Source organism: Streptomyces achromogenes subsp. achromogenes (assembly GCF_000720835.1).
GTDB lineage: Bacteria > Actinomycetota > Actinomycetes > Streptomycetales > Streptomycetaceae > Streptomyces > Streptomyces achromogenes.
Window position 1 is genome coordinate 97,546 of sequence record NZ_JODT01000010.1, and the last position, 19,164, is coordinate 116,709.

Sequence of the window (19,164 nt, forward strand, 5' to 3'; positions counted from 1 at the left end):
GCGCACGCCCGGCGTGCCCCTCCCGCCTGGGGCGGGACGGCCGCCCACAGTCCACGAGGTTTTGTCCGCATACGCGTCGCGGCTCGTCACGGGCCCCACGCGGTCAGCCTCCGTGGGAGCGCGGCATGCCTACCCTTTTCCGCAAGCGGACCGTCCTTGCGGCCACCGCCCTGGCCGCGGCGGCCGTCGCCCTCTCACCGGCCGGCGCCGGCCGGGCCCTCGCCCACGCCCCGTGCTTCGACCGCGCCACCAGCCCCGACACCTCGGTCGTCGAGGCCACCTCCACTACCGCCCCTTCGGCGGCAAGGCCATCCCCTTCGAAGAGCTCAACGGCTACCTCGCCCACCCGGAGACGATTCCCGAGACCCTCGACCTGTACGACCGACAGTACCCGGATCTCTTCCGCTGGGCCGGGGAACTCAACCTCGTCAAGGGCGCCCTGCTGCCCAACCACCACGAACCCGCGAGCAGCGCCGACATCGCCGGGTGGGCGCCGATGATGAGGGAGTTCGCCGACCTCCTCGACGCCTTCCCCACCCGTGCCATCCCCGGCACCGACTTCGTGGCGTCGAGCGACAAGAGCTACGCCGTCTCCAAGGAAGAACTCGAAGTGACCAGCCGCATCAACAAGGCCCTCGGCGACAGAGCCTTCCGCAGCATCGCGCTCGGCGAGAACTACTTCCGCCTGCTCGGCCTGAACGCCACGGCACCCCGCATCTGCGAACAGAAGTGACCCGCCGGGCCGGCCGGCCGTAGGCCGCCTGGGTCCCGGCCCCGTCCGCGTTCACAGAACCGCCCGGGCGGTGGGGGCCCGGCCCTCGCACGCCTGCCGGGCACGGTCGACGAGCATGCGTGTCAGGTTCTCCAGATGGTCGCCGCCGAACGCCTCCGTCCAGTCCACCGCCTCGATGCGGTAGGTGACGCCGACCACGACGCTGCCGAACCTGACCACGGACATCACCGTCTTGTCGGAGGAGCTCCCCCGGCTGTCGAAGGCGTGACTCTCGTCCCCGAGGGCCGGCAGCGCCATCGAGGGCGGCGTCTCCTTCCTTATCGACTGGTAGGCCGATTTCGCGGCACCGACACCGGAGAACGCGTAGACATCGAACTCGGCGACGTTGTTCGTCGAGGGATCCTTGTACGCGGCCTTGCCGCAGAACAACACGCCGGGCGGATCGCCCTGGCACGGTGATGTGCCGGCTTCGACCACCTTCGCGCCGGATTCCTCGGTCCAGCCGCCGGGCACCGCGTCCAGCCCGGGAAGGACCGACTTCACCACGTCACGGTCCTTGAGCACCGGGCGGAGCCGCCCGCCGGTGAGCGAGTTGTCCGCGCCGTCCGCGGAAGCGCCCCCGGCGCTCCCTTCCCCGCCGGTGCCCTGCCGCGACGCCGTGCCGCTTTCCCGGCCGGGCGAGTCGTCCACTCCGACCGCCCGCACGCCGCCGTACACGGCGAGCGCCACGATCGCCAGCACCAGCGCGGCCAAGGCCACCAGGGCGCCCGGGCCGCCGCGGGTGGTCGAAATCGTCAGCGGACCGAGGGAGATGTGGCTGCCGCGTAACCGGTTGCCGTCCCCGATGACCACGCTCCCGGGAGGCACCGGCGGCTGCGGGGGAGGCGAGGGCGCCTGGAACAGGGAGAGCAGCCGTCGTGCGAACTCCGGGTCCGTGTCGAGGGCGTCCCGCAGTGCGGCGTGGAGCCGGTCGGCCGCTGTCGAGTCGTCGGGGGCCCGGTCCAGCCCCGTCAGGGCCGCCCGGCCCTGCTCGGAGCCTCCCAGACGTTCCCTGACCAGACCGGATACCAGTTGCGCCGTTTCCGTGCCGATCGCGGTCCCCGCACCGGTGACCGCCGCCACGACGAGAGGTACCACCGCCGAAGCCAAGCCCGCTGTGTCCATGCCTGCTCCCCCCGATAAGTAGGGCCAAGTATGGGGAGCTCGCCCAGGGAAAAGAAGGTTCTTGGCTCGACGGCGCGATGGTCCCACGGCGCGATGGCCCGGCGAGTGCTGACGGCCGTGCCCGCCCGGGGGTCAGGCCGGCTCGAGTCCTGGGGCGCCGGCTTCCGTGACGAAGGACGCCGCGGTCGTGAGGGGTGCGCCCGGCCTGGTGACGTACGGGACGGTCTTGAAGTCGGCGCGGGCCGCTTCCTGTCCGAGGGTGACGGTCACATAGCCGCGCCGTCCGTTGTAGAACTTCATGTGCGGGTTGGCCGCGAGATAGGTGGCCCAGTTGCCCGGCCGGTCCGCCCCGTCGCGCCCGCTGGTGATCGACGTGGTGACGATCTCGGTGCCCACGGTCCGGGAACCGGGGTCGTCGAAGTCCCGCTTGATGTCGAACGCGTAGTGCACGTGCACGTCGCCGGTGAGCACCATGAGGTTGTCCACGCCGGCGGCCTCGGCCCCCGCCAGGACCCGCTCACGGGAGGCCGGGTAGCCGTCCCAGGAGTCCATGGACACCTTGGACGGCGTGGCGGTGGTGTTGTACCGCCGGGAGAAGGTGACCTGCTGCGGTACGACGTTCCACAGCGCCCGCGAGGCACGCCAGCCGTCGATCAGCCACCGCTCCTGCGTGGCGCCGGTGAGCGTGCGCGCCGGGTCCTCGGACTCCGGGCCGGGATACTGCCAGCCGTCGCCGTAGGCCTGGTCCGAGCGGTACTGGCGGGTGTCCAGGACGTCGAACTGGGCGAGCCGTCCCCAGTGGAGGCGGCGGTAGAGCCGCATGTCGGATCCGGTGGGCAACTGGGGCCGGCGCAGCGGCTGGTGCTCCCAGTAGGCGCGGTACGCGGAGGCACGGCGCAGCAGGAACTCCTCGGCGGAGCCGCCGTCCTCCGGGGTGTCGTCGGCGTAGTTGTTCTCCGTCTCGTGGTCGTCCCAGGTGACCACGAAGGGGTGCGCGGCGTGCGCGGCCATCAGGTCCGGGTCGGACTTGAACAGGGCGTAGCGCAGCCGGTAGTCCTCCAGCGTCACCGTCTCGTGGTTGTAGTGGGACGGGAGGGTGCGGTCGGTGTAACGGCGGTCGTTGCCGGTGGCGTTGACGGCGTATTCGTAGAGGTAGTCGCCCAGGTGGAAGACGACGTCCACGTCGTCCTCGGCGAGGTGGCGGTAGGCGGTGTAGTAGCCGTCGGCGTAGGCCTGGCAGGAGACGGCGCCCAGGGTGAGCGCGGCGGGCCGGGCGCCGGGCGGCGGGGCGGTGCGGGTGCGGCCGGTGGGGCTCAGCCACGCGCCGGCCCGGAAGCGGTAATAGAACACGCGGTCCGCCGGCAGGTGCGGCACCTCCACGTGGACGGTGTGGCTGAACTCGGGGTGGGCCGGGGCGGTGCCGCGCCGGACGATCCGGCGGAAGCCCGCGTCGTGGGCCAGTTCCCAGTGCACGGTGACGCGCCGCGCGGGCAGTCCGCCGTCGGGCTGGTACGGCTGCGGGGCCAGCCGGGTCCACAGCAGCACCGAGCCCGGCAGCGGGTCGCCGGAGGCCACGCCCAGCGTGAAGGGGTCCTCGGTGATTCTCCGGGCGTCGAACTCGGCGGCGGCGGCCGTGCCGGCGGCGGGCAGGTTCACGGCGAAGGCGAGCGCGGCGGCGGCACCGGTGCCGGTGAGGAAGCGGCGCCGGCCGAAGTGCCGGGCGGCGGCGCGCAGTTCGGGGGCGTGCTGGGACGGGTGTGCTGCGGGTGTCATCCGGTCTCTCCCCTGTCGCGGTCGATGCAGGGGCAGTTGACAGGGCGGTGACTACCGGGACGGGGCAGGAGCCTGGCAGGCGCATGACGCTCACATGACGGGACCGTGCGTGCCTTGACGGTCGGTCGTCACCAGCCACGCCGAACCGTACCCCCGCGGTCCCGTCCGTTCCTGTGCCGTCGGCCGGTGTGCCAGGCCGCGGGGCCGCGGTTCGGCTCCGGCGCATCGGGGGCACGATTCACCACCGCCCGGCCGGCCGGGTGCCCGGGGCGACACCCACCGCGCCGCAGGAATCCTGGCCGGATCGCGCCCCTGACGGCCGGGCATGGCGGAATCCGTCGTTGTCCGTGCGGCAAGGCCGCAGCACCATGACCTCCATGGCGGACTTGGGGGATGTGTCGCCGCGAGAGGCCCGGGACGCTGCCGGTTTCATCGACTTGATGCGGCAGCTCAAGGAGCGGTCCGGGCTGACGTATCGCGATCTGGAGGAGCGCGCCGCCCGCAACGGCGACGTGCTGGCGCGCAGCACGTTGGCCGACATCCTGCGGCGCACGAGCCTGCCGCGCCCCGACGTGCTGGCCGCCTTCGTCCGCGCCTGCGGGGACGGGTCGCGGGCCGGCACCTGGCTGGACGCCAGGGAGCGTATCGCCGCGGGTGACACTGCCGGGGCCCCGGTCCCCGGGCCGGCCGCCGTGACGCCGAATCCCGGGCCGGTGGCCGGGCCCGCGAACTCCGGGCCGGCGGCCCAGTCCGCTCCGTCCGCCCCGTCCGTCCTGCCCGCGAGCCCTGGGCCGATCACCGGGGCTGCCGCTCCGGCCGGGACGGCTGCTCCGGCCGGGACCGGAGCAGCCGTGGCCGCGCGGTCACGACGGTCCCGGTGGCGCGTGGTCACGCTCGCGGCCTTGTTCGTGGTCCCGCCGCTCGCCGTGGGCGCCGGATGGTTCCTCTCCGGCGACTCCGGTGATCCGGACACCGCTTCCCGGCCCCCCGCCGACGGCTGGGTCACCATCCGTCCCGCCCGCACACCCGGCCTCTGCCTCACCGACGGACGCGACCGCGACGGTGCCTATGCCAGCGCCGTCGCCGTCCAACTCCCCTGCGCCCAGGCCCCGGTGCCCCGCACCTACCTCGAACGCGCCGAGGGGGGCCTGTACCGCATCCAGTGGCATCACCCGCGGGAGGGGAGAGGCTGCCTGACGGTGATGAGTACCGGCCGGGTCAAGGGCATGCTCGAACCCCGGAACGACTGCGCCCGGGCCACCTTGTTCCGCCTGGAGCCGACCGCCGCCGACCGCGCCGAGGGGTTCCGGCTCCGCCCGGCCGGCGGCAGCGGGTGCATCGGCATCGCCGACGACGACACCAGCGAGGGAGCCGAGGCGATCGAAGAACGCTGCACCGACGCGGCCGACCAGCGGTTCCTCGTCCGCACCGGCTGACCCGCACCGCTGCCGCCGCTCGTCCGGCGACGGTGCCCTGCACCGAGGGCCCCGCGGCGAACCCCCACGCCTGGCCGACCTGGTCGAGGGCCCGGCTTGAGGCCAACCGCACGGTACGGCGTGAGGCGCGTCATGCTGCTCTACGGAGCGGGCTTTGGTCACCGCTTCCGGTCATTAAATATGACCTAGTTCGGCGGAATCCTTTCTTCTTTGTCGCGACTGTTGGGGGAAATTCGTAAGGGTACATCACGAGGGACCGAATTCGCGTCAGACGCGCAGGGGGAAACGTGACCAGTCTCGAAGAGGACGGTTCGGGTCAGGAACTCGCCGACGCCGTCCAGCCGGTGGCCGCGGCGTGTAACGGCGGTGGCGAGGGGTTCTGCGCGGTGCCGACCTTGAGCCGTGCCGAGCTTTTCACGCTCACCGGTGACGGCGACAACAAGGACCACGACACCGGTATCTACATCACCGTCAAGACGAGTGACGACAGGTCACTGCTGGCCTCGATCAACAACGCGGACAGCTCCGGCAAGGACATGACCACGTACAACGACGACTCCCATCACATCGTCCCGCTCGTGGTGGAGGCGCCGGGCACAGGGAAGTCGGACTGCTCCGGCTTCCGGGTCCGCATGTGGATCAAGACGAACGGCAACGACAACTGGACCATCGACGTCGCCCGCGTCACGCTCTACTTCAGCGACGGCACCACCTTGGTCGCCGAGAAATTCGGATTCAATCTCGACGGAGACGGCGCCACGGCCGAATTCGCCGCGCTCTAGGCGGGCGTTGCCGACGGGCGGGCCGCCTCGCGGAATCGTATTCCCCGGGTCCGACGCTGTCCGCCGGCAGGGCCTTGAGTGGCCTTGGCCTCAGATGTCGATGCGGGGGTGTGCGGGGCTGAGGTAGTGGACTGCCGTCCGGTCACCGTGGGGGGCGAGCAGGTCCTGGAGTTCCTCCGCCGCCGTCTTGAGCAGGTGGCCGTCGCGGGTGGCGTGGAGGGTTTCCAGGACGAAGGCGACACGCGTCGAGTCCTCGGTGACACGGGTGCGGTGGGCGTCGCGGTGGTTCCAGTGGCGGGTCAGCACGCCGGTGGCGTCGGCGTAGATGATCTCACCGGGCTTCGGGGTCTCGACCGTGTCGGGCTCGCCGAGCGGGGTGAACTCCTCGGCCCCTTCGGCGTGGCGGATGTCGACGGCGCCGGTGACGTGGTCGAGGTCGAAGGCGCCCGCGGGCAGGCCGTGGCGGACGGAGACGGCATTGTAGGAGTCGACGGCCGGGTTGATCCGCGGCAGACCGCCCTTCTTGGCCATGCGGCGGCCGAGCGCGTCGACGCTGGGGCGGATGCGACGGGGGTTGGTGCCGAACGAGCGGTAGGCCGCGTGCCAGGCCTCGATACGCGGGTCCGTCTCGTCGGCCGGCTGCCAGGTGCCGGCGGCGAGCTGCCGCTCCAGGTCCTCGACGGCCGTCACGGTGGCGGGCCAGGGTTCGTGGCCGCGCAGGCCGGTGACGGCGACCAGGGCGATGAGCGTGTCGGGGAAGGCGTCCGCGACGGCGGGACTGATGCGGAAGGCGGTCATGGGCGTGATCCTGTTTCGTGCGGGTGCGGGTGCGGGTGCGGGTGCGGGTGCGGGTGTGGGTGCGGGTGAGAGCCGGTGCCAGGTGCCGCGTGCCGGGTGAGGGTGCCGGGTGGCGGGGGCGGAGGTCAGGGGGTCCAGGTGCCCACGCGGTCCAGTCGGTGCAGTTGCCGGCGGGCGGTGGGCAGGTCGAGGCCCTGGCCGCGGCGGGTGAGGCGGTCGGCCACGGCGGTGCGGTGCTCGACGGGCTTGTGGTCGTCGTACTTGAACTTGGCCCGTACGTCGACGATGTCCAGGCGCAGGCCGCGGATGCCGGGCAGCATCCGGCCGTACGGGGGCTCGTCGGGGTCGATGGGGGCGTGGTCGCCGTCGGGCTGGAAGTGTGCCATCTGACGGCGCAGCAGGTCGGCCTTGGCCTCGGGGTCGTCGATGATGTGGGCCCGGCAGGTGAACTGCACGGCGGCGTAGTAGCTGGTGGGGACGCCGTCCGTGGGCGGGATATCCGACTTGGCGCGCCAGGGGCCGGGGATGAAGGCGTAGTCGCCGACGACGGTGAGGACGACGTCCGGGTCGTGCTCGATCGCCTTCCAGACCGGGTTGGGGCGGGCCAGATGGATCAGCAGACGGCCGTCGTCGGGGACGAAGTGGGTGGGGACGACGACGGGCGGCAGGCCCGGCGGGCCGTTGACACAGAGTTGGCCGAAGTCGTGGCCGTCGGCGATCCAGTGCTGCCATTCGGCGTCGTCCAGGGCGGCGTCCCAGGGCTGGATGAACATGCGGTTCTCCCGGCGGGAAAGGGGGATGGGCGGGGGTAGAGGGACACGCCGACGTCCTCGGCGGGCTCCGGCGCCCGCACGGGCCGTCTTCCGTGGCCGGCCGGCGGAAGAACGCTCACGAGCACGATCCCTTACTATCAATGGAACGACTGAACCGTACAACGTACCGACCGGACCGTGTCAACCGAACGACCGAGCGGTGCAGTGCAGTGCCCCATAGAGGAAGTGATCGGATGACGGAGACCGCGGCGGCCCTGCGGACGCTCGCGCGCAACGTCCGGGCGGCCCGTACGCGCGCGGGTCTGTCGCTGGACGAACTCGGCCGGCGGGCCCAGGTCAGCAAGGGCGCCCTGGTCGCGCTGGAGAAGGCCCAGGGGAATCCGAACTTCGCCACCCTGGTGCGGCTGGCCGACACCCTCGGCGTGTCCGTCTCCGCCCTGCTGGAGGGCCGTACCGAAGGGCGCGTACGGGTCGTGGCCGCCGGTGACCTGACCCCGCTGTGGACCGGGCCGCGGGGGAGTGAGGCCCGGCTCATGCTGACCACTGCGGGGCCGGCCCCGGCCGAGGTCTGGCGCTGGACACTGGAGCCGGGCGAGGAGTACCCGAGCCACCCCCACCAGGCGGGTGTGGTGGAGACCGTGAGCGTCACGTCCGGCCGGATGACGCTGATCGTGGACGGTACGGAGCACCCGGTGGAAGCCGGGCAGACCGCCGCCTTCGACGGAGACGTCCCCCACACCTACCGGGGCGCGGGCAACGGGACCTGCCACCTGATCATGACCGTCCACCTTCCGCCCGGCCCCGGCTCCCCGGCCTGACCCGCGCCGGCCGCACACCGCCGGCTCCTTCCGGAACCGCGTCCACGACTCCCGCCGCGAGGACCCGGAGACCGGGCGCGGTCATGGAAACGCCCCGGCCGTGACGGGGGACTCACGGCCGGGGCGGTCGGTGGTGGGCGCGAACGGCGGTCGCCTCGCGGCGAAAGGCTCCACAGGGCTTCAGCCGAACGATCGTCCCTGTGGGCGAATGGTGAGGCCCGGGGACACTGTCCCGTCCACACCCACGGTTTGTTCAACGGGCAACCACACCGGGGTGTTCCGTTCACCCCCGTGACCTGCGTCACGGCTCACGCCAGCGGGCTCCCGGCCAGCCGTGCCAGCAGGTCGGCGGGGTCGGCGTACACCGTCTCCGCCCCGGCCTCCTCCAGATCCGCGCGGGGGATCCCGCCGCACAGCACCCCCACGCAGCGCACCCCGGCCTTGCTGCCCGCCCGCATGTCCCACAGGGTGTCCCCGACGAAGACCGCCCGCGAGGCCGGGACCCCGGCCAGTTCCAGGGCGTGCTCCACCGGCTCGGGGGCCGGCTTGCCCTCCTGGACGTCGTCGGAGCTGGCCGTGGCCGTGATGGCGTCGTCCGCGTCGATCGCCCGGCGCAGCGCGCCCAGTTCGGCGCCGCTCGCCGACGTGGCGAGGACCACCGTCCAGCCGTCCCCGCGCAGCCGCCGCAGCAGCTCCCCGGCGCCCGGCAGGGCGGGCAGCCGGTCGAAGTACTGCCCGTACAGCGCCGTGTGCGCGGCGCTCAGCTCGTCGTCCCGGTCCCGGTCGCGGTCGTCGCCGAGCAGGTGGGCGATCAGGTCCGTGGAGCCCAGGCCGACGGCCCGGTGCACGGCGTGCATGGGCACCTCGTGCCCCGCCTGGCGGAACGCCTCCCACCAGGTGACGACGTGGAGGTGGTTGGTGTCGACGAGGGTTCCGTCCACATCGAAGACGGCGGCTCGGTCCATGCGGGGGTTCCTTTCCTGGCGCTCGCTCCGGGTGCGGGTACCACGCGGAGCGGGTCGGGAATCCCGTCGTGCGGGCCGCGAGGGCACCACGCCGGGCGGGACAGGAACCGGTCGGGCGGCCCGGGGCGGGAGCAGCCCGGAGCGTCGCGAGCCGGCGGGCCCGCCGGAACGGCGGCCACACCCGGGGTCAGGAACCCGTCGCCCGGCTCGGCAGGCGGCCCTCGTGGGTCCAGGCCAGCAGGTCCTCGGCCGGCCAGGTGGTCACCACCCGCCCGGGCGGCACCCCGCACTCCTCGGCCCGGGCGCAGCCGAGGATCTGCCAGTCCAGCTGGCCGGGCGCGTGCGCGTCGGTGTCGACGGCGAACAGCACCCCCGCCTCGACCGCCCGGCGCAGCAGCCGCCGCGGCGGGTCCAGCCGCTCCGGGCGGCTGTTGATCTCCACCGCCGTCCCCGACTCGGCGCACGCCGCGAACACCTCGTCCGCGTCGAACGCCGACTCCGGGCGCCCCCGCCCGGTCACCAGGCGCCCGGTGCAGTGCCCGAGGACGTCGGCGTGCGGATCGCGCACGGCGGTCACCATGCGGCGGGTCATGGACCGGGCGTCCATCCGCAGCTTGGAGTGCACCGAGACCACGACCACGTCGAGCCGCGCCAGCAGCTTTGGCTCCTGGTCCAGCGAGCCGTCCTCCAGGATGTCGCACTCGATGCCGGTGAGCAGCCGGAACGGCGCCCAGCGCGCGTTCAGCTCCGCCACCACGTCCACCTGCTCCCGCAGCCGTTCGGCCGACAGGCCCCGGGCCACGGTCAGCCGGGGCGAGTGGTCGGTGAGCGCCGCCCACTCGTGCCCCAGCGCGGCCGCCGTCCGCCCCATCTCCTCGATCGGGCTGCCCCCGTCGGACCAGTCCGAGTGGGTGTGGCAGTCCCCGCGGATCAGCGCCCGCAGCGCGGCCCCCGGCCCCTCGGGCGGCGCCCCGGCCTCCTCCTGAAGCCGGCGCAGATAACCGGGCACCTCACCGGCCAGCGCCTCCCGCACCACCTGCGCGGTCTTCGGCCCGACCCCCTTCAGCGACTCCAGCGTCCCGGCGGCGGCCCGCTCGGCCACCTCGTCCCCGGGCAGCGCGGCCAGCGCCCGGGCGGCGGTACGGAAGGCCCGTACCCGGTAGGTGGGCGCGAGCGCCCGCTCCAGCAGAAACGCGATCCGGTCGAGCGCGGCGACGGGTTCCATGCACTCAAGGTTCACACCGGCGCCCGGCGGGGGCGCGGGGAACCGCGCGCGCCGCCTCGCACCACCGGGCACCCCGGCCCCCCACGGCGCACTCCGTTTGCGCATCCGAGCGCCGGGTACTGCCATGCCCACACGCACCGAGAGGAGACCGGTCATGTCCCGAGCGGCCATCGTCACCGGCGCGGACTCCGGCATCGGCCGCGCCACCGCCGTCCGTCTGGCCGAGGCGGGCCTGGACGTCGGGATCACCTGGCACACCGACGACAAGGGCGCCGAGGAGACGGCCGAGCAGGTCCGCGCGCACGGCCGCCGCGCCGCCGTGACCCGGCTGGACCTGACCCGGCTGCCCGAGGCCGCCGACACCGTGGACGAGCTGTGCGCGGAGCTGGGCCGGATCGACGTCCTGGTCAACAACGCCGGTACGGGCACCATGACGCCGTACCTCGACCTCGCCCTGGAGGATGTGCGCCGGGTCCTGGACGTCGACCTCGTCGGCCCCTTCCTGCTGGGCCAGCGGGCGGCGCGCCGGATGATCGAGCAGGGTGACGGCGGCCGGATCGTCAACGTCACCTCGGTGCACGAGCACCAGCCCCGGGTCGGCGCGGCCCCGTACTGCGCGGCCAAGGGCGGGCTCGGCCTGCTCACCCAGGTGATGGCCCTGGAGCTGGCCGAGTACGGCATCACGGTGAACGCGGTCGCGCCCGGCGAGATCGCCACCCCGATGACCGGCCAGGAGGACACCGACGTGCACACCGTGCGCCGCCCCGGCGTGCCGCTCGGCCGGCCCGGCGACGCCCGCGAGGTCGCCGCCGTGATCGCGTTCCTGGCGAGCCCCGACGCCTCGTACGTCACCGGCGCCTCCTGGAGCGTCGACGGCGGCATGCTGCGCATGGGCCCGCAGGCCGGATCCCATCTGACCAGCGACGACTGGCGCCGCCCGTGACCGGCCGCCCGCGGCCGTGGCCGGGGCGGCCGGTCACGGGCGGGCGGCCGGCCGCCGTGGACCGCCCGTCGGCCCGCCGAGCGTTCTAGGCTCTATTCCATGACCGAACAAGCAGCTCCCCACATATCCCACCCGCGGATCCTGGTCCTCGGCGTGTGCCCGGGCAAGCCGGGTGAGCCGCCGTTCCGGATCATGGAGATCGACGGTCAGGTGGTCGGTGCGGCCAGGAACGTCACCGACGTCCTGGAGGCGGCGGCCTCCCACGGCATCCCCATTCACGATCTCGACGATCCGGACGTGATCCGGTTCGTGGGCGGGGACAAGTACACCTGGCGGCCGCGCTGAACGGACGGTTCAGCCGACCGTCCACTTCTGGTTGGCCGCGCCCGTGCAGGTCCAGATCTGCAGCCGGGTCCCGTTGGCCGAGTTGTTCCCAGTGACGTCGAGGCACTTGTTCGCCTGCGGGTTGACGATGTCGCGGGCCGCCGGCAGGGCCCACTTCTGGGCGGCGCTGCCGTTGCAGTCCCACAGCTGGACGGGTGTGCCGTCGGCGGTGCCGCCGCTGCTGACGTCCAGGCACTTGCCGAGCGCCCGCAGCGTGCCGTCCGAGCCCACGGTCCACGCCTGCGCGTTCGTGCCGTTGCAGTCGTAGAGCTGGACCGGGGTGCCGTTGGCGGGGTTCGCGCCGGCCACGTCCACGCACTTGCCCGCAAGGCCCCGGATCGGCACCCCGGCGGCGCTGTCGCTCGTCGTCACCGACACCGAGTCCACCACCAGCGTCTGCGGGAACTGCGTGGAGCCGTCCGGGTCGCCGGGCCAGTAGCCGCCGACCGCGAGGTTCAGGATCAGGAAGAACGGCTTGTTGAACACCCAGGTCTTGCCGCCCAGATCGGCGGGCGTGCGGCGCTGGTAGACGTTCCCGTCCACCGACCAGGTGATCGAGTCCGGCGCCCAGTCGACGGCGAAGGTGTGGAAGGCGTCCGCGAAGGCCTGCCCGTTCGGCAGGGTGTAGCCCGCGCCTATGCCGCCCGAGCCGGAGTAGCCGGGGCCGTGGATGGTGCCGTGCACGGTCGACGGTTCGAAGCCGACGTTCTCCATCACGTCGATCTCGCCCGAGTCCGGCCAGTTGACCGGGGTGCCGAGCATCCAGAACGCCGGCCACATGCCCTGTCCGCGCGGGATCTTCATGCGCGCCTCGACATGGCCGTACTGGGCGGTGAACTTGCCGGCGGTGTTCAGCCGGGCCGAGGTGTACTGGCAGCTGCCGTACCAGCACTGGTAGCCGGCCGGGTTCTCCTTGCGGGCCGTGATCACCAGATGGCCCTGGCCGTCCAGGGCCGCGTTCTTCGTGCCCGAGGTGTAGTACTGCCGCTCGTGGTTGTTGACGTTGTCGCCGGTCTCCAGCGTCCACTTGGAGCCGTCGACCGCCGCGCCCGCGGGCCCGTCGAAGGTGTCGGAGAAGGTGGTGACGGCCGCGGCCGCCGGGGCGGCGCTCTCGGCGCGCGCCGGACCGACAGCGGCGGAACCGATCAGCGCCGCGGACAGGGCGGCGAGGAGACATCTGCGGAGCAGGCGTGGGGAGGCCATGGCTCTCCGTTTCTCGTGGGGGTCGTCGTGGGGGATTCCGGTCCCGCGGGGATGCGTGTCTTGATTTAAGGGGTGAGATAAGGGGGCGTCAATACCCTGGTACGGACCAGATCCCGACACTGGTCGGCACGGGCGCCACCGCCGCCCCGGCGGCAACTTCCCGGTCCTGCCCGCCGGTTGCTCCGTCCTGCCCGCCGGTTGCCCGGTCGGACCCGCCCGGGTTTCCGTTCGCGCCTCCGGGGCACTCCGGGCGCGGGCCCGCGTGCCGCCGCTCGCGCGCGGGTCCCGCGATGCTTGGATGCCCCCAGCGGCATTCCGGACACATCGCCGCGAATTCCTGCGCGACGCACCGAGGAGGTGCCGCATGAACCGCCGTACGGCCCCCCGCGCGGTCCTCCTGGCCGCCGGTGAACTCCTGGCCTGGTGGGCGGCGCTGGCGCTGCTGTGGCTGGTGCTGATCACGACCGTCGACACCCTGGAACGGATCGTCGGGGCCGGCTGCGCCGCCGTGGGCGCGCTCCTGGCCCGGGCCGGCCGGCGGGCGGTGACCTGGCGGTGAACGGCTGGAACCTCGCGGCGGCCGTCCTGCTCGGCGCGGGCGGGACCGCCGCGCTGTGGGGCGTGACCACCGGCCCGCCGGCCCGCCGGGTGATCGCCCAGAACATGACCACCTCCGCCGTCTGCCCGGCCCTGCTGCTCCTCTCCCAGGGCTACGGCCGCCCCGCCTACGTCGATCTCGCCCTGCTGCTCGCCCTGCTCGGCCCGGTCGGCACGCTGGTCTTCGCCCGGCTGCTCTCCGACGACCTGTCCGACGGGCCCCCGAGCGCCCGGGTCCTGACCTGGACGGCGGCGGGAGCCGGCGCGGCCGTCGTGCTCGCGGTGTGTGTGGCCGTCGGCCCCGGCCGCGCCCTGGTGAAACTGCTGGTGACCGGCGCCCTGCTGATCGGCGGCAACATCATCGCCTCCCGGGCACTGGCCGACGGGTTCCAGGGGGTGCGGGGTGGCTGACGCGCTGATCGTCGTCGCCCTGCTGCTCGTCGCCGCCTCCGCCACCGCGGCCGTGGCCCAGCGCGACCCCGCCCGCCAGGCGCTGGTGCTGTCCTTCATGGGCGTGCTGCTGGCCGCGCTGTTCACCGTGCTCCAGGCCCCGGACGTGGGCCTGTCCCAGCTCGCCGTCGGCTCGGCCCTCACCCCGCTGCTGATCATGCTGTCGGTGCGCAAGGTCAGACGGCGGGGCCGCGCGAGGAAGGAGCCGGAGTGAACCGGCCGCGGGACCGCGTGACGAAGCGGGGCCGAACGAGGAAGGGGCCGAAGTGAACCGGCTGCGGCTGTGGTTGCTGGCCGTCGGCGGCGCCGGGCTCGCCGCCCTGCTCGTCGCCGCCTGCCTCGACCTGCCCGGCTTCGGCGGCGACCGCCATCCGTACGGCGACCGGGCCGTCCACGCCTCCCTCCTGCGGCACACCGCCAACACCGTCGCCTCCGTCAACTTCGACCAGCGCGCCTACGACACCCTCGGCGAGATGAGCATCCTGTTCGCCGCCGTGCTCGGCTGCGTGGTGCTGCTGCGCCAGGCCCGCGACGAGCACCGCGCCCCGCCCGAACCCGCCGGGGTGGCCCGCCCGGTGCGCCGCTACGCCCTGCTCGTGCTGCCCGTCGCCCTGGTCACCGGCCTCTACGTCATCGCCCACGGCCAGCTCAGCCCCGGCGGCGGCTTCCAGGGCGGGGTCGTCGCCGCGACCGCCCTGCACCTGCTCTACCTCGGCGCCGACTACGGCGCGCTGGAACGCGTCCGCCCGCTCGGTGTCTACGAGACCACCGACGCGCTCGCCACCGGCGCCTACCTCGTCCTGGGCCTCGCCCCGGTCCTGGCCGGCACCGCCTTCCTGGCCAACACGCTGCTGCCCTACGGCACGTTCAACACGCTGTCGTCCGGCGGCACCGTCCCGCTGCTGAACGCGGCCATCGGCATGGAGGTGGCGAGCGCGGCCGTCGTGCTGCTCGCCCACTTCCTGGACCAGGCCGTCGAGATCGAGGAGGAGCACGGCAGTTGAACACCGCGGACGAACCCGGAAGGCGCACACCGTGATGCACGTCCTGCCGTACCTGGTGGCCGTCCACCTCTTCCTGACCGGCTGCTACGGACTCGCCACCAGCCGCAACCTCATCCACGCCGTGGGCTGCCTCGCGGTGTGCCAGTCCGCCACCTACGTCCTGCTGCTCGCGGTCGGGTACCGCGACGGCGGCACCGCGCCCGTCTTCTCCGACATCCGGCCCGGCTCCCGCCCGGTGGTCGACCCGGTGGTGCAGGCCCTCACCCTCACCGACATCGTCGTCGGCGCCACCGTCACCGCGCTGCTGCTCGCCCTCGTACTGCAGATCGCCAAGCGGCACGGCACGGTCGACCCCGACGAACTGCGGGAGCTGCGCGGCTGATGCGCCACCTGCTCCCGCTGCTCGTCGCCCTCCCGCTGCTCGGCGCCGCCCTGCTGGTGGCCACCGGCCGCCGGCTGCCCCGCGTCGCCGTCGAGATCACCGGGTTCACGGTCTGCGGAGGCACCGCCGCCCTCGCCCTCGTCCTGCTGCTGAACTCCGCCCCACCGCTGACCGAATGGGTCGGCGCCTGGCCGCCCGCCGGCCGGGAGAGCGTCGGCATCCTCGTCGTCGGGGACGGCCCGGCCCTCGGCATGGCCACGCTGGCCTCGCTGCTCACCCTCGCCGCCCTCGCCTACTCCTGGCGCTACTTCGACGCGCCCCCGCACGGCCACACCGGCGCGTACACCGCGCTGATGCTGGTCTTCCAGGGCGCCATGTGCGGATTCGCCCTCGCCGGCGACCTGTTCAACGCGTTCGTGTTCTTCGAGCTGATGAGCGTGGTGGCGTACGCCCTGACCGGCTACCGCATCGACGAGGCCAAGGCCGTCCAGGGCGCCCTCACCTTCGGCATCGTCAACTCCCTGGGCGCGTACGCCCTGTTGATGGGCATCGCCCTGCTGTACGCCCGTACCGGCGAACTGGCCATGGCGCGGATCGGCCACGGCCTGGACGCGGCCGGACCCGGCGGACCGGACGCGCTGGTCCTGGCCTCCTTCGTGCTGGTGCTCACCGGACTGCTGGTCAAGGCGGCGGCCGTGCCCTTCCACTTCTGGCTGCCCGACGCGCACGCCGTCGCCCCCACCCCGGTCTGCATGCTGCTGTCCGGCGTCATGGTCGAACTCGGCGCCTACGGCGTGTGGCGGGTGTACGGCACCGTCTTCGCCGGACCCGGCGGCATCCCCGCCGCCGACCTGACCCGGGCGCTGGTCACCCTCGGCGCCCTCACCGCCGTGACCGGCGCCGTCATGTGCTGGTACCAGCGGCACATCAAACGGCTCCTCGCCTACTCCACCGTCGCCCACACCGGACTGTTCCTCGTCGGCCTCGGCGTGCTCACCCCCGAGGCGGACGACGGCGTCGCCCTGTACCTCCTCGGGCACGCCGGGGTGAAGGCCGCGCTGTTCGCCTGCGCGGGCGCCCTGCTGGACCGGTTCGGCAGCGTCGACGAACACTCCCTGCACGGCCGGGGCCGACCGCTGCGCGCGACCGGCGTGATGTGCGCCGTCGGCGCCCTGGGCCTGGCCGGCCTGCCGCCGTTCGGCACGGCCCTCGGCAAGGCGGTCGCCGAGGAGGCGGTCGGCGGCCCGCTCACGGTGGTCTACGTGGCCGCCTCCGCGATCACCGCGGGCGCGGTGCTGCGGGTCACCGCCCGGGTCTTCCTCGGCCTCGGGCCCCGCCCCCGGGACGCGGAGTACGAGACCAGCGGCTCGCACGAGGAGCCCGAGACCACCGGCCTGCTGAGCCGGGTCCCGGACACCATGACCACCGTGCCCGCCGTGCTGCTCGCCGCCGCCCTCGCCATGGGCGTGGTCCCCGGCTTCGGTGCGCTGGTGGCCCGCTCCGTCGGCCCGGCCGGCTCGGGCGGCGCGCACTGGACCGCGCACGGCGTGCTGCTGGGGGTGGCCTCCACCGCGCTGGCCGTGGCGCTGGCCGGTCTCGCCGTCACGCGTCCGGACTGGACCGCCGCGCCCGGCTGGGCCGCGCCCCTCAGGCGACTGCAGTCCGGGCACGTCGGCGACTACGTGGCCTGGCTGCTGGTGGGCACGACCGTGCTGGGGGCGCTGGCCCTGCCGGGAGTGCTGGGTTCCTGAGCCGCCGCGGGCCGCCCGGGGACGCGCCGTGTCCCGCGCCCCTGCTCACGGCAACCCGTCCGCACGGTCCAGCGCGGCGTCCAGGCCGGGCTGCGGGGGCAGCAGCCGGGCGAGGCCGGTGATCCGGATGACCCGCAGCGTCAGCGGGCGCGTGCACACCAGGTGCAGCTGTCCGCCGCGCTCCAGCACGCGGGAGCGCGCCCGGTACAGCAGCCGCAGCCCCGAGCCGTCGAAGAACTCCACCGGCCGCAGATCGAGCACGGCCCGCACACCGGCCCGGCCGGTGACCCGGTCGAGGAACGGACCGATCTCCTCCGCGGCGACGAGGTCGATGTCGCCCCGTAACTCCAGCACCGTGTGCCCGCGGTAGGCGTACACGCCCAGCTGCCGGGTGAGGGATACAGGTTCGTGTCGCACCTCGGCACCACCTCCCACCCGCACACCGACATCGTTTTCCGACCGTCAAGTTACCGTTGTCGGACGGAATTTGAGCATGTTCGATTGACATATGTCTTGGAGTTCGCGGCGTGTCGCGGGGCTGGCTCCGGGGCCCGCTCAGTCCGCCAGCATCCACACCGCCCGCACGCCCCGCCGGCCGGCCTCGGTACGGAAGTCGTCCGCACGGGCAGCCGGCCGACGCCTTCCGCCGCCGCTACCCGAGGGTGGACCTGGACCCCGACGTCCTGTTCGTCGCCGACGGCCGCGTGCTCACCTCCGCCGGCGCGGCCTCCGGCGTCGACATCTGTCTGCACATCGTCCGCACCGACCACGGCAGCGAACTGGCCAACACCGTCGCCCGCCGCTGTGTCGTGCCCCCTTCACCTTCGTCCGCCGCTTCAACGACGAGGTCGGCCTCAGCCCCGGCCGCTGGCTGATCCAGCAGCGGGTGGCCCGCGCCCGGCACCCGCTGGAGGCCGGCGACCCGCCGGTGGACCGGATCGCCGCCGAGGTCGGCCTCGCCACCGGCGCCTCGCTGCGCCAGCCCCTGTACGCGGCGATCGGAGTGTCCCCCCAGGCCCACCGCCGCACCTTCCGGCAGACCCGCTGACCCGCCCGCCCGGACCGACGCCGTGCGGAGGCCGCGGGCCCGTGCCCACACTGAACGGGACGACCAGCGAACAGAGGAGGCTGTACGCCATGACCACGCCCCCCGCCCGTTCCGTCGCCCAGCGCACGAAGGACGCCCTCCACCGGCTGGAGCACGACGTCGACGTGTGGGTCGCCACCGCCGCCCCCGACGGTGCGGCGCCCCATCTCGTGCCGCTGCCGTTCGTGTGGGACGGCACCTCGCTGCTGATCGCCACCGAGGCCGACAGCCCCACCGGCCGCGGCCTCGTGACCACCGGCAGGGCCCGGCTCGGTATCGGCTCCGCCCGGGACGTCGTCCTGATCGAGGGCATCGCCCAGGCGGTGACCCCCGAGGACCTCCCCGAGGAGGACGCCGAGGTCTTCGAGGGCAAGACCGGTTTCGACCCGCGCCGGCTGGCCGACCGTCACCTGTACTTCAGAGTCGTCCCGCAGTGGGTCCAGGACCGGCGGGAGGAGGACGAACCGCACGGCGGCGAGCTGATGCGCGACGGGCGGTGGCTGGCCGCCGGCTGACCCCGGGCGCGGGGGCCGGGCCTCGTGGGTCCCGGCCACCCCATGCCGGCGTCGGTCAGCCCGTCGGTCAGTCCCGGCCGCCCTTGTCCGTCGCCGGCCATACGCCCGTCGAGCGGGCGATGGCCTTCGCGCCGGTGCGGTCCACAGCGCTGCGCACCACCGCGAAGATCGCCCCCTGGACCGCCGCCGCCAGCAGGATCTCGCCCCAGCCGCGGTCCGGGTCCAGCGCGTCGGGCGCGTCGTCCTCGTGCCGGATCACCTTCCACGCCTTGCGGAACGCCAGCCCGGCCAGCGCGCCGCCCGCCCAGCTCAGCGCGAATCCGAACGGCTGGTAGACCAGCGGGAGCTTCTTCTTGTGCTTGTCTTTCTTGGTCATGTGTG

22 protein-coding genes and 1 pseudogene are annotated in these 19,164 nt (G+C 73.5%); 14 read left to right on the forward strand and 9 right to left on the reverse strand.

What is annotated here, in order from left to right; all coding sequences use genetic code 11:
- Nucleotides 1-232: 232 nt before the first annotated feature.
- Complete coding sequence (locus IH25_RS42810; RefSeq protein ID WP_030607372.1) at nt 233-733, forward strand: hypothetical protein; 501 nt, start codon at nt 233-235, stop codon at nt 731-733.
- Nucleotides 734-784: 51 nt separating this feature from the next.
- Here the strand turns inward: IH25_RS42810 and IH25_RS38545 are convergent, their stop codons facing one another.
- Complete coding sequence (locus IH25_RS38545; protein ID WP_157846966.1) at nt 785-1,897, reverse strand: hypothetical protein; 1,113 nt, start codon at nt 1,895-1,897, stop codon at nt 785-787.
- A 132-nt stretch (nt 1,898-2,029) separates the two neighbouring features.
- Nucleotides 2,030-3,670, reverse strand: coding sequence for an alkaline phosphatase D family protein (locus IH25_RS0112100; RefSeq protein WP_030607377.1), 1,641 nt, complete (start codon nt 3,668-3,670; stop codon nt 2,030-2,032).
- A gap of 377 nt (nt 3,671-4,047) precedes the next feature.
- Between IH25_RS0112100 and IH25_RS0112105 the strand changes: the two genes are divergently transcribed.
- Together IH25_RS0112105 and IH25_RS0112110 are read left to right on the forward strand one after the other, a co-directional pair.
- Nucleotides 4,048-5,106: a helix-turn-helix domain-containing protein gene (locus tag IH25_RS0112105; protein WP_037654817.1), complete on the forward strand. Its 1,059-nt coding sequence runs from the start codon at nt 4,048-4,050 to the stop codon at nt 5,104-5,106.
- A 287-nt stretch (nt 5,107-5,393) separates the two neighbouring features.
- Entirely contained in the window at nt 5,394-5,888 is a 495-nt protein-coding gene (locus tag IH25_RS0112110) for a hypothetical protein (protein WP_245172767.1), read from the forward strand.
- Between the two features lie 90 nt (nt 5,889-5,978).
- Here the strand turns inward: IH25_RS0112110 and IH25_RS0112115 are convergent, their stop codons facing one another.
- Both IH25_RS0112115 and IH25_RS0112120 read right to left on the reverse strand, forming a co-directional pair.
- Nucleotides 5,979-6,686 (reverse strand): B3/B4 domain-containing protein, encoded by a 708-nt coding sequence (locus IH25_RS0112115; RefSeq protein WP_030607387.1) that lies wholly within the window; start codon nt 6,684-6,686, stop codon nt 5,979-5,981.
- 125 nt (nt 6,687-6,811) lie between these two features.
- A complete protein-coding gene (locus IH25_RS0112120) occupies nt 6,812-7,459 on the reverse strand; it encodes an FMN-binding negative transcriptional regulator (protein WP_030607388.1) in 648 nt (215 codons plus the stop codon).
- 233 nt (nt 7,460-7,692) lie between these two features.
- On the opposite strand from IH25_RS0112120, the gene IH25_RS0112125 reads away from it, so the two are divergent.
- The gene (locus IH25_RS0112125) at nt 7,693-8,277 is read left to right on the forward strand and encodes a helix-turn-helix domain-containing protein (RefSeq protein ID WP_030607390.1); all 585 of its coding nucleotides are present in this window, start codon (nt 7,693-7,695) and stop codon (nt 8,275-8,277) included.
- Between the two features lie 308 nt (nt 8,278-8,585).
- Here IH25_RS0112125 and IH25_RS0112130 read toward each other — a convergent pair whose 3' ends face one another.
- Both IH25_RS0112130 and IH25_RS0112135 read right to left on the reverse strand, forming a co-directional pair.
- Nucleotides 8,586-9,242, reverse strand: a complete 657-nt coding sequence (locus tag IH25_RS0112130; protein ID WP_030607392.1) for an HAD family hydrolase — start codon at nt 9,240-9,242, stop codon at nt 8,586-8,588.
- A 187-nt stretch (nt 9,243-9,429) separates the two neighbouring features.
- Nucleotides 9,430-10,467 carry a PHP domain-containing protein gene (locus IH25_RS0112135; protein WP_030607394.1) on the reverse strand — a complete coding sequence of 346 codons (1,038 nt, stop codon included), beginning with the start codon at nt 10,465-10,467 and terminating at the stop codon, nt 9,430-9,432.
- 154 nt (nt 10,468-10,621) lie between these two features.
- Here IH25_RS0112135 and IH25_RS0112140 point away from each other — a divergent pair, with 154 nt between their 5' ends.
- Nucleotides 10,622-11,410, forward strand: a complete 789-nt coding sequence (locus IH25_RS0112140) for an SDR family oxidoreductase (RefSeq protein WP_051753893.1) — start codon at nt 10,622-10,624, stop codon at nt 11,408-11,410.
- A gap of 99 nt (nt 11,411-11,509) precedes the next feature.
- The gene (locus IH25_RS0112145; protein WP_030607398.1) at nt 11,510-11,755 is read left to right on the forward strand and encodes a hypothetical protein; all 246 of its coding nucleotides are present in this window, start codon (nt 11,510-11,512) and stop codon (nt 11,753-11,755) included.
- 9 nt (nt 11,756-11,764) lie between these two features.
- On the opposite strand, the gene IH25_RS0112150 is transcribed toward IH25_RS0112145, so the two are convergent.
- On the reverse strand, nt 11,765-12,997 hold the full coding sequence (locus IH25_RS0112150; RefSeq protein WP_030607402.1) for a glycoside hydrolase family 16 protein: 1,233 nt from the start codon (nt 12,995-12,997) through the stop codon (nt 11,765-11,767).
- A gap of 364 nt (nt 12,998-13,361) precedes the next feature.
- On the opposite strand from IH25_RS0112150, the gene IH25_RS0112155 reads away from it, so the two are divergent.
- The 6 genes from IH25_RS0112155 to IH25_RS0112180 are packed head-to-tail and all read left to right on the forward strand — an operon-like array spanning nt 13,362 to nt 17,181.
- Nucleotides 13,362-13,556, forward strand: a complete 195-nt coding sequence (locus IH25_RS0112155) for a hypothetical protein (protein ID WP_030607405.1) — start codon at nt 13,362-13,364, stop codon at nt 13,554-13,556.
- A complete protein-coding gene (locus tag IH25_RS0112160; protein ID WP_030607408.1) occupies nt 13,553-14,005 on the forward strand; it encodes a monovalent cation/H+ antiporter complex subunit F in 453 nt (150 codons plus the stop codon). The genes IH25_RS0112155 and IH25_RS0112160 overlap by 4 nt, the downstream gene beginning before the upstream one ends.
- Nucleotides 13,998-14,258 carry a Na(+)/H(+) antiporter subunit B gene (locus tag IH25_RS0112165; protein ID WP_030607414.1) on the forward strand — a complete coding sequence of 87 codons (261 nt, stop codon included), beginning with the start codon at nt 13,998-14,000 and terminating at the stop codon, nt 14,256-14,258. Before IH25_RS0112160 ends, IH25_RS0112165 begins: the two co-directional genes overlap by 8 nt.
- A gap of 52 nt (nt 14,259-14,310) precedes the next feature.
- Nucleotides 14,311-15,048, forward strand: a complete 738-nt coding sequence (locus IH25_RS0112170) for an MnhB domain-containing protein (RefSeq protein WP_030607415.1) — start codon at nt 14,311-14,313, stop codon at nt 15,046-15,048.
- Between the two features lie 34 nt (nt 15,049-15,082).
- Nucleotides 15,083-15,430, forward strand: a complete 348-nt coding sequence (locus IH25_RS0112175) for a sodium:proton antiporter (protein WP_030607416.1) — start codon at nt 15,083-15,085, stop codon at nt 15,428-15,430.
- Nucleotides 15,430-17,181 (forward strand): complex I subunit 5 family protein, encoded by a 1,752-nt coding sequence (locus tag IH25_RS0112180; protein WP_030607417.1) that lies wholly within the window; start codon nt 15,430-15,432, stop codon nt 17,179-17,181. The genes IH25_RS0112175 and IH25_RS0112180 overlap by 1 nt, the downstream gene beginning before the upstream one ends.
- 45 nt (nt 17,182-17,226) lie before the next feature.
- On the opposite strand, the gene IH25_RS0112185 is transcribed toward IH25_RS0112180, so the two are convergent.
- Nucleotides 17,227-17,598: an anti-sigma factor antagonist gene (locus tag IH25_RS0112185; protein ID WP_030607418.1), complete on the reverse strand. Its 372-nt coding sequence runs from the start codon at nt 17,596-17,598 to the stop codon at nt 17,227-17,229.
- Nucleotides 17,599-17,801: 203 nt separating this feature from the next.
- On the opposite strand from IH25_RS0112185, the pseudogene IH25_RS39310 reads away from it, so the two are divergent.
- Together IH25_RS39310 and IH25_RS0112195 are read left to right on the forward strand one after the other, a co-directional pair.
- Nucleotides 17,802-18,229 (forward strand): annotated as a pseudogene (locus IH25_RS39310) (helix-turn-helix domain-containing protein); the annotation flags it as partial.
- A gap of 89 nt (nt 18,230-18,318) precedes the next feature.
- The gene (locus tag IH25_RS0112195) at nt 18,319-18,783 is read left to right on the forward strand and encodes a pyridoxamine 5'-phosphate oxidase family protein (protein ID WP_030607420.1); all 465 of its coding nucleotides are present in this window, start codon (nt 18,319-18,321) and stop codon (nt 18,781-18,783) included.
- A gap of 67 nt (nt 18,784-18,850) precedes the next feature.
- Here the strand turns inward: IH25_RS0112195 and IH25_RS0112200 are convergent, their stop codons facing one another.
- Nucleotides 18,851-19,159 (reverse strand): DUF4235 domain-containing protein, encoded by a 309-nt coding sequence (locus IH25_RS0112200; protein ID WP_030607422.1) that lies wholly within the window; start codon nt 19,157-19,159, stop codon nt 18,851-18,853.
- Between the last annotated feature and the right edge of the window lie 5 nt (nt 19,160-19,164).

Coding starts and splice junctions, on each gene's coding strand:
- IH25_RS0112180 (WP_030607417.1), top strand. CDS start 15,430: ATGCGCCACCTGCTCCCGCTGCTCGTCGCCCTCCCGCTGCTCGGCGCC.
- IH25_RS0112155 (WP_030607405.1), top strand. CDS start 13,362: ATGAACCGCCGTACGGCCCCCCGCGCGGTCCTCCTGGCCGCCGGTGAA.
- IH25_RS0112175 (WP_030607416.1), top strand. CDS start 15,083: ATGCACGTCCTGCCGTACCTGGTGGCCGTCCACCTCTTCCTGACCGGC.
- IH25_RS0112145 (WP_030607398.1), top strand. CDS start 11,510: ATGACCGAACAAGCAGCTCCCCACATATCCCACCCGCGGATCCTGGTC.
- IH25_RS0112140 (WP_051753893.1), top strand. CDS start 10,622: ATGTCCCGAGCGGCCATCGTCACCGGCGCGGACTCCGGCATCGGCCGC.
- IH25_RS0112120 (WP_030607388.1), bottom strand. CDS start 7,459: ATGTTCATCCAGCCCTGGGACGCCGCCCTGGACGACGCCGAATGGCAG.
- IH25_RS0112195 (WP_030607420.1), top strand. CDS start 18,319: ATGACCACGCCCCCCGCCCGTTCCGTCGCCCAGCGCACGAAGGACGCC.
- IH25_RS0112125 (WP_030607390.1), top strand. CDS start 7,693: ATGACGGAGACCGCGGCGGCCCTGCGGACGCTCGCGCGCAACGTCCGG.
- IH25_RS0112115 (WP_030607387.1), bottom strand. CDS start 6,686: ATGACCGCCTTCCGCATCAGTCCCGCCGTCGCGGACGCCTTCCCCGAC.
- IH25_RS0112100 (WP_030607377.1), bottom strand. CDS start 3,670: ATGACACCCGCAGCACACCCGTCCCAGCACGCCCCCGAACTGCGCGCC.
- IH25_RS0112200 (WP_030607422.1), bottom strand. CDS start 19,159: ATGACCAAGAAAGACAAGCACAAGAAGAAGCTCCCGCTGGTCTACCAG.
- IH25_RS38545 (WP_157846966.1), bottom strand. CDS start 1,897: ATGGACACAGCGGGCTTGGCTTCGGCGGTGGTACCTCTCGTCGTGGCG.
- IH25_RS0112150 (WP_030607402.1), bottom strand. CDS start 12,997: ATGGCCTCCCCACGCCTGCTCCGCAGATGTCTCCTCGCCGCCCTGTCC.
- IH25_RS0112130 (WP_030607392.1), bottom strand. CDS start 9,242: ATGGACCGAGCCGCCGTCTTCGATGTGGACGGAACCCTCGTCGACACC.
- IH25_RS0112135 (WP_030607394.1), bottom strand. CDS start 10,467: ATGGAACCCGTCGCCGCGCTCGACCGGATCGCGTTTCTGCTGGAGCGG.
- IH25_RS0112105 (WP_037654817.1), top strand. CDS start 4,048: ATGGCGGACTTGGGGGATGTGTCGCCGCGAGAGGCCCGGGACGCTGCC.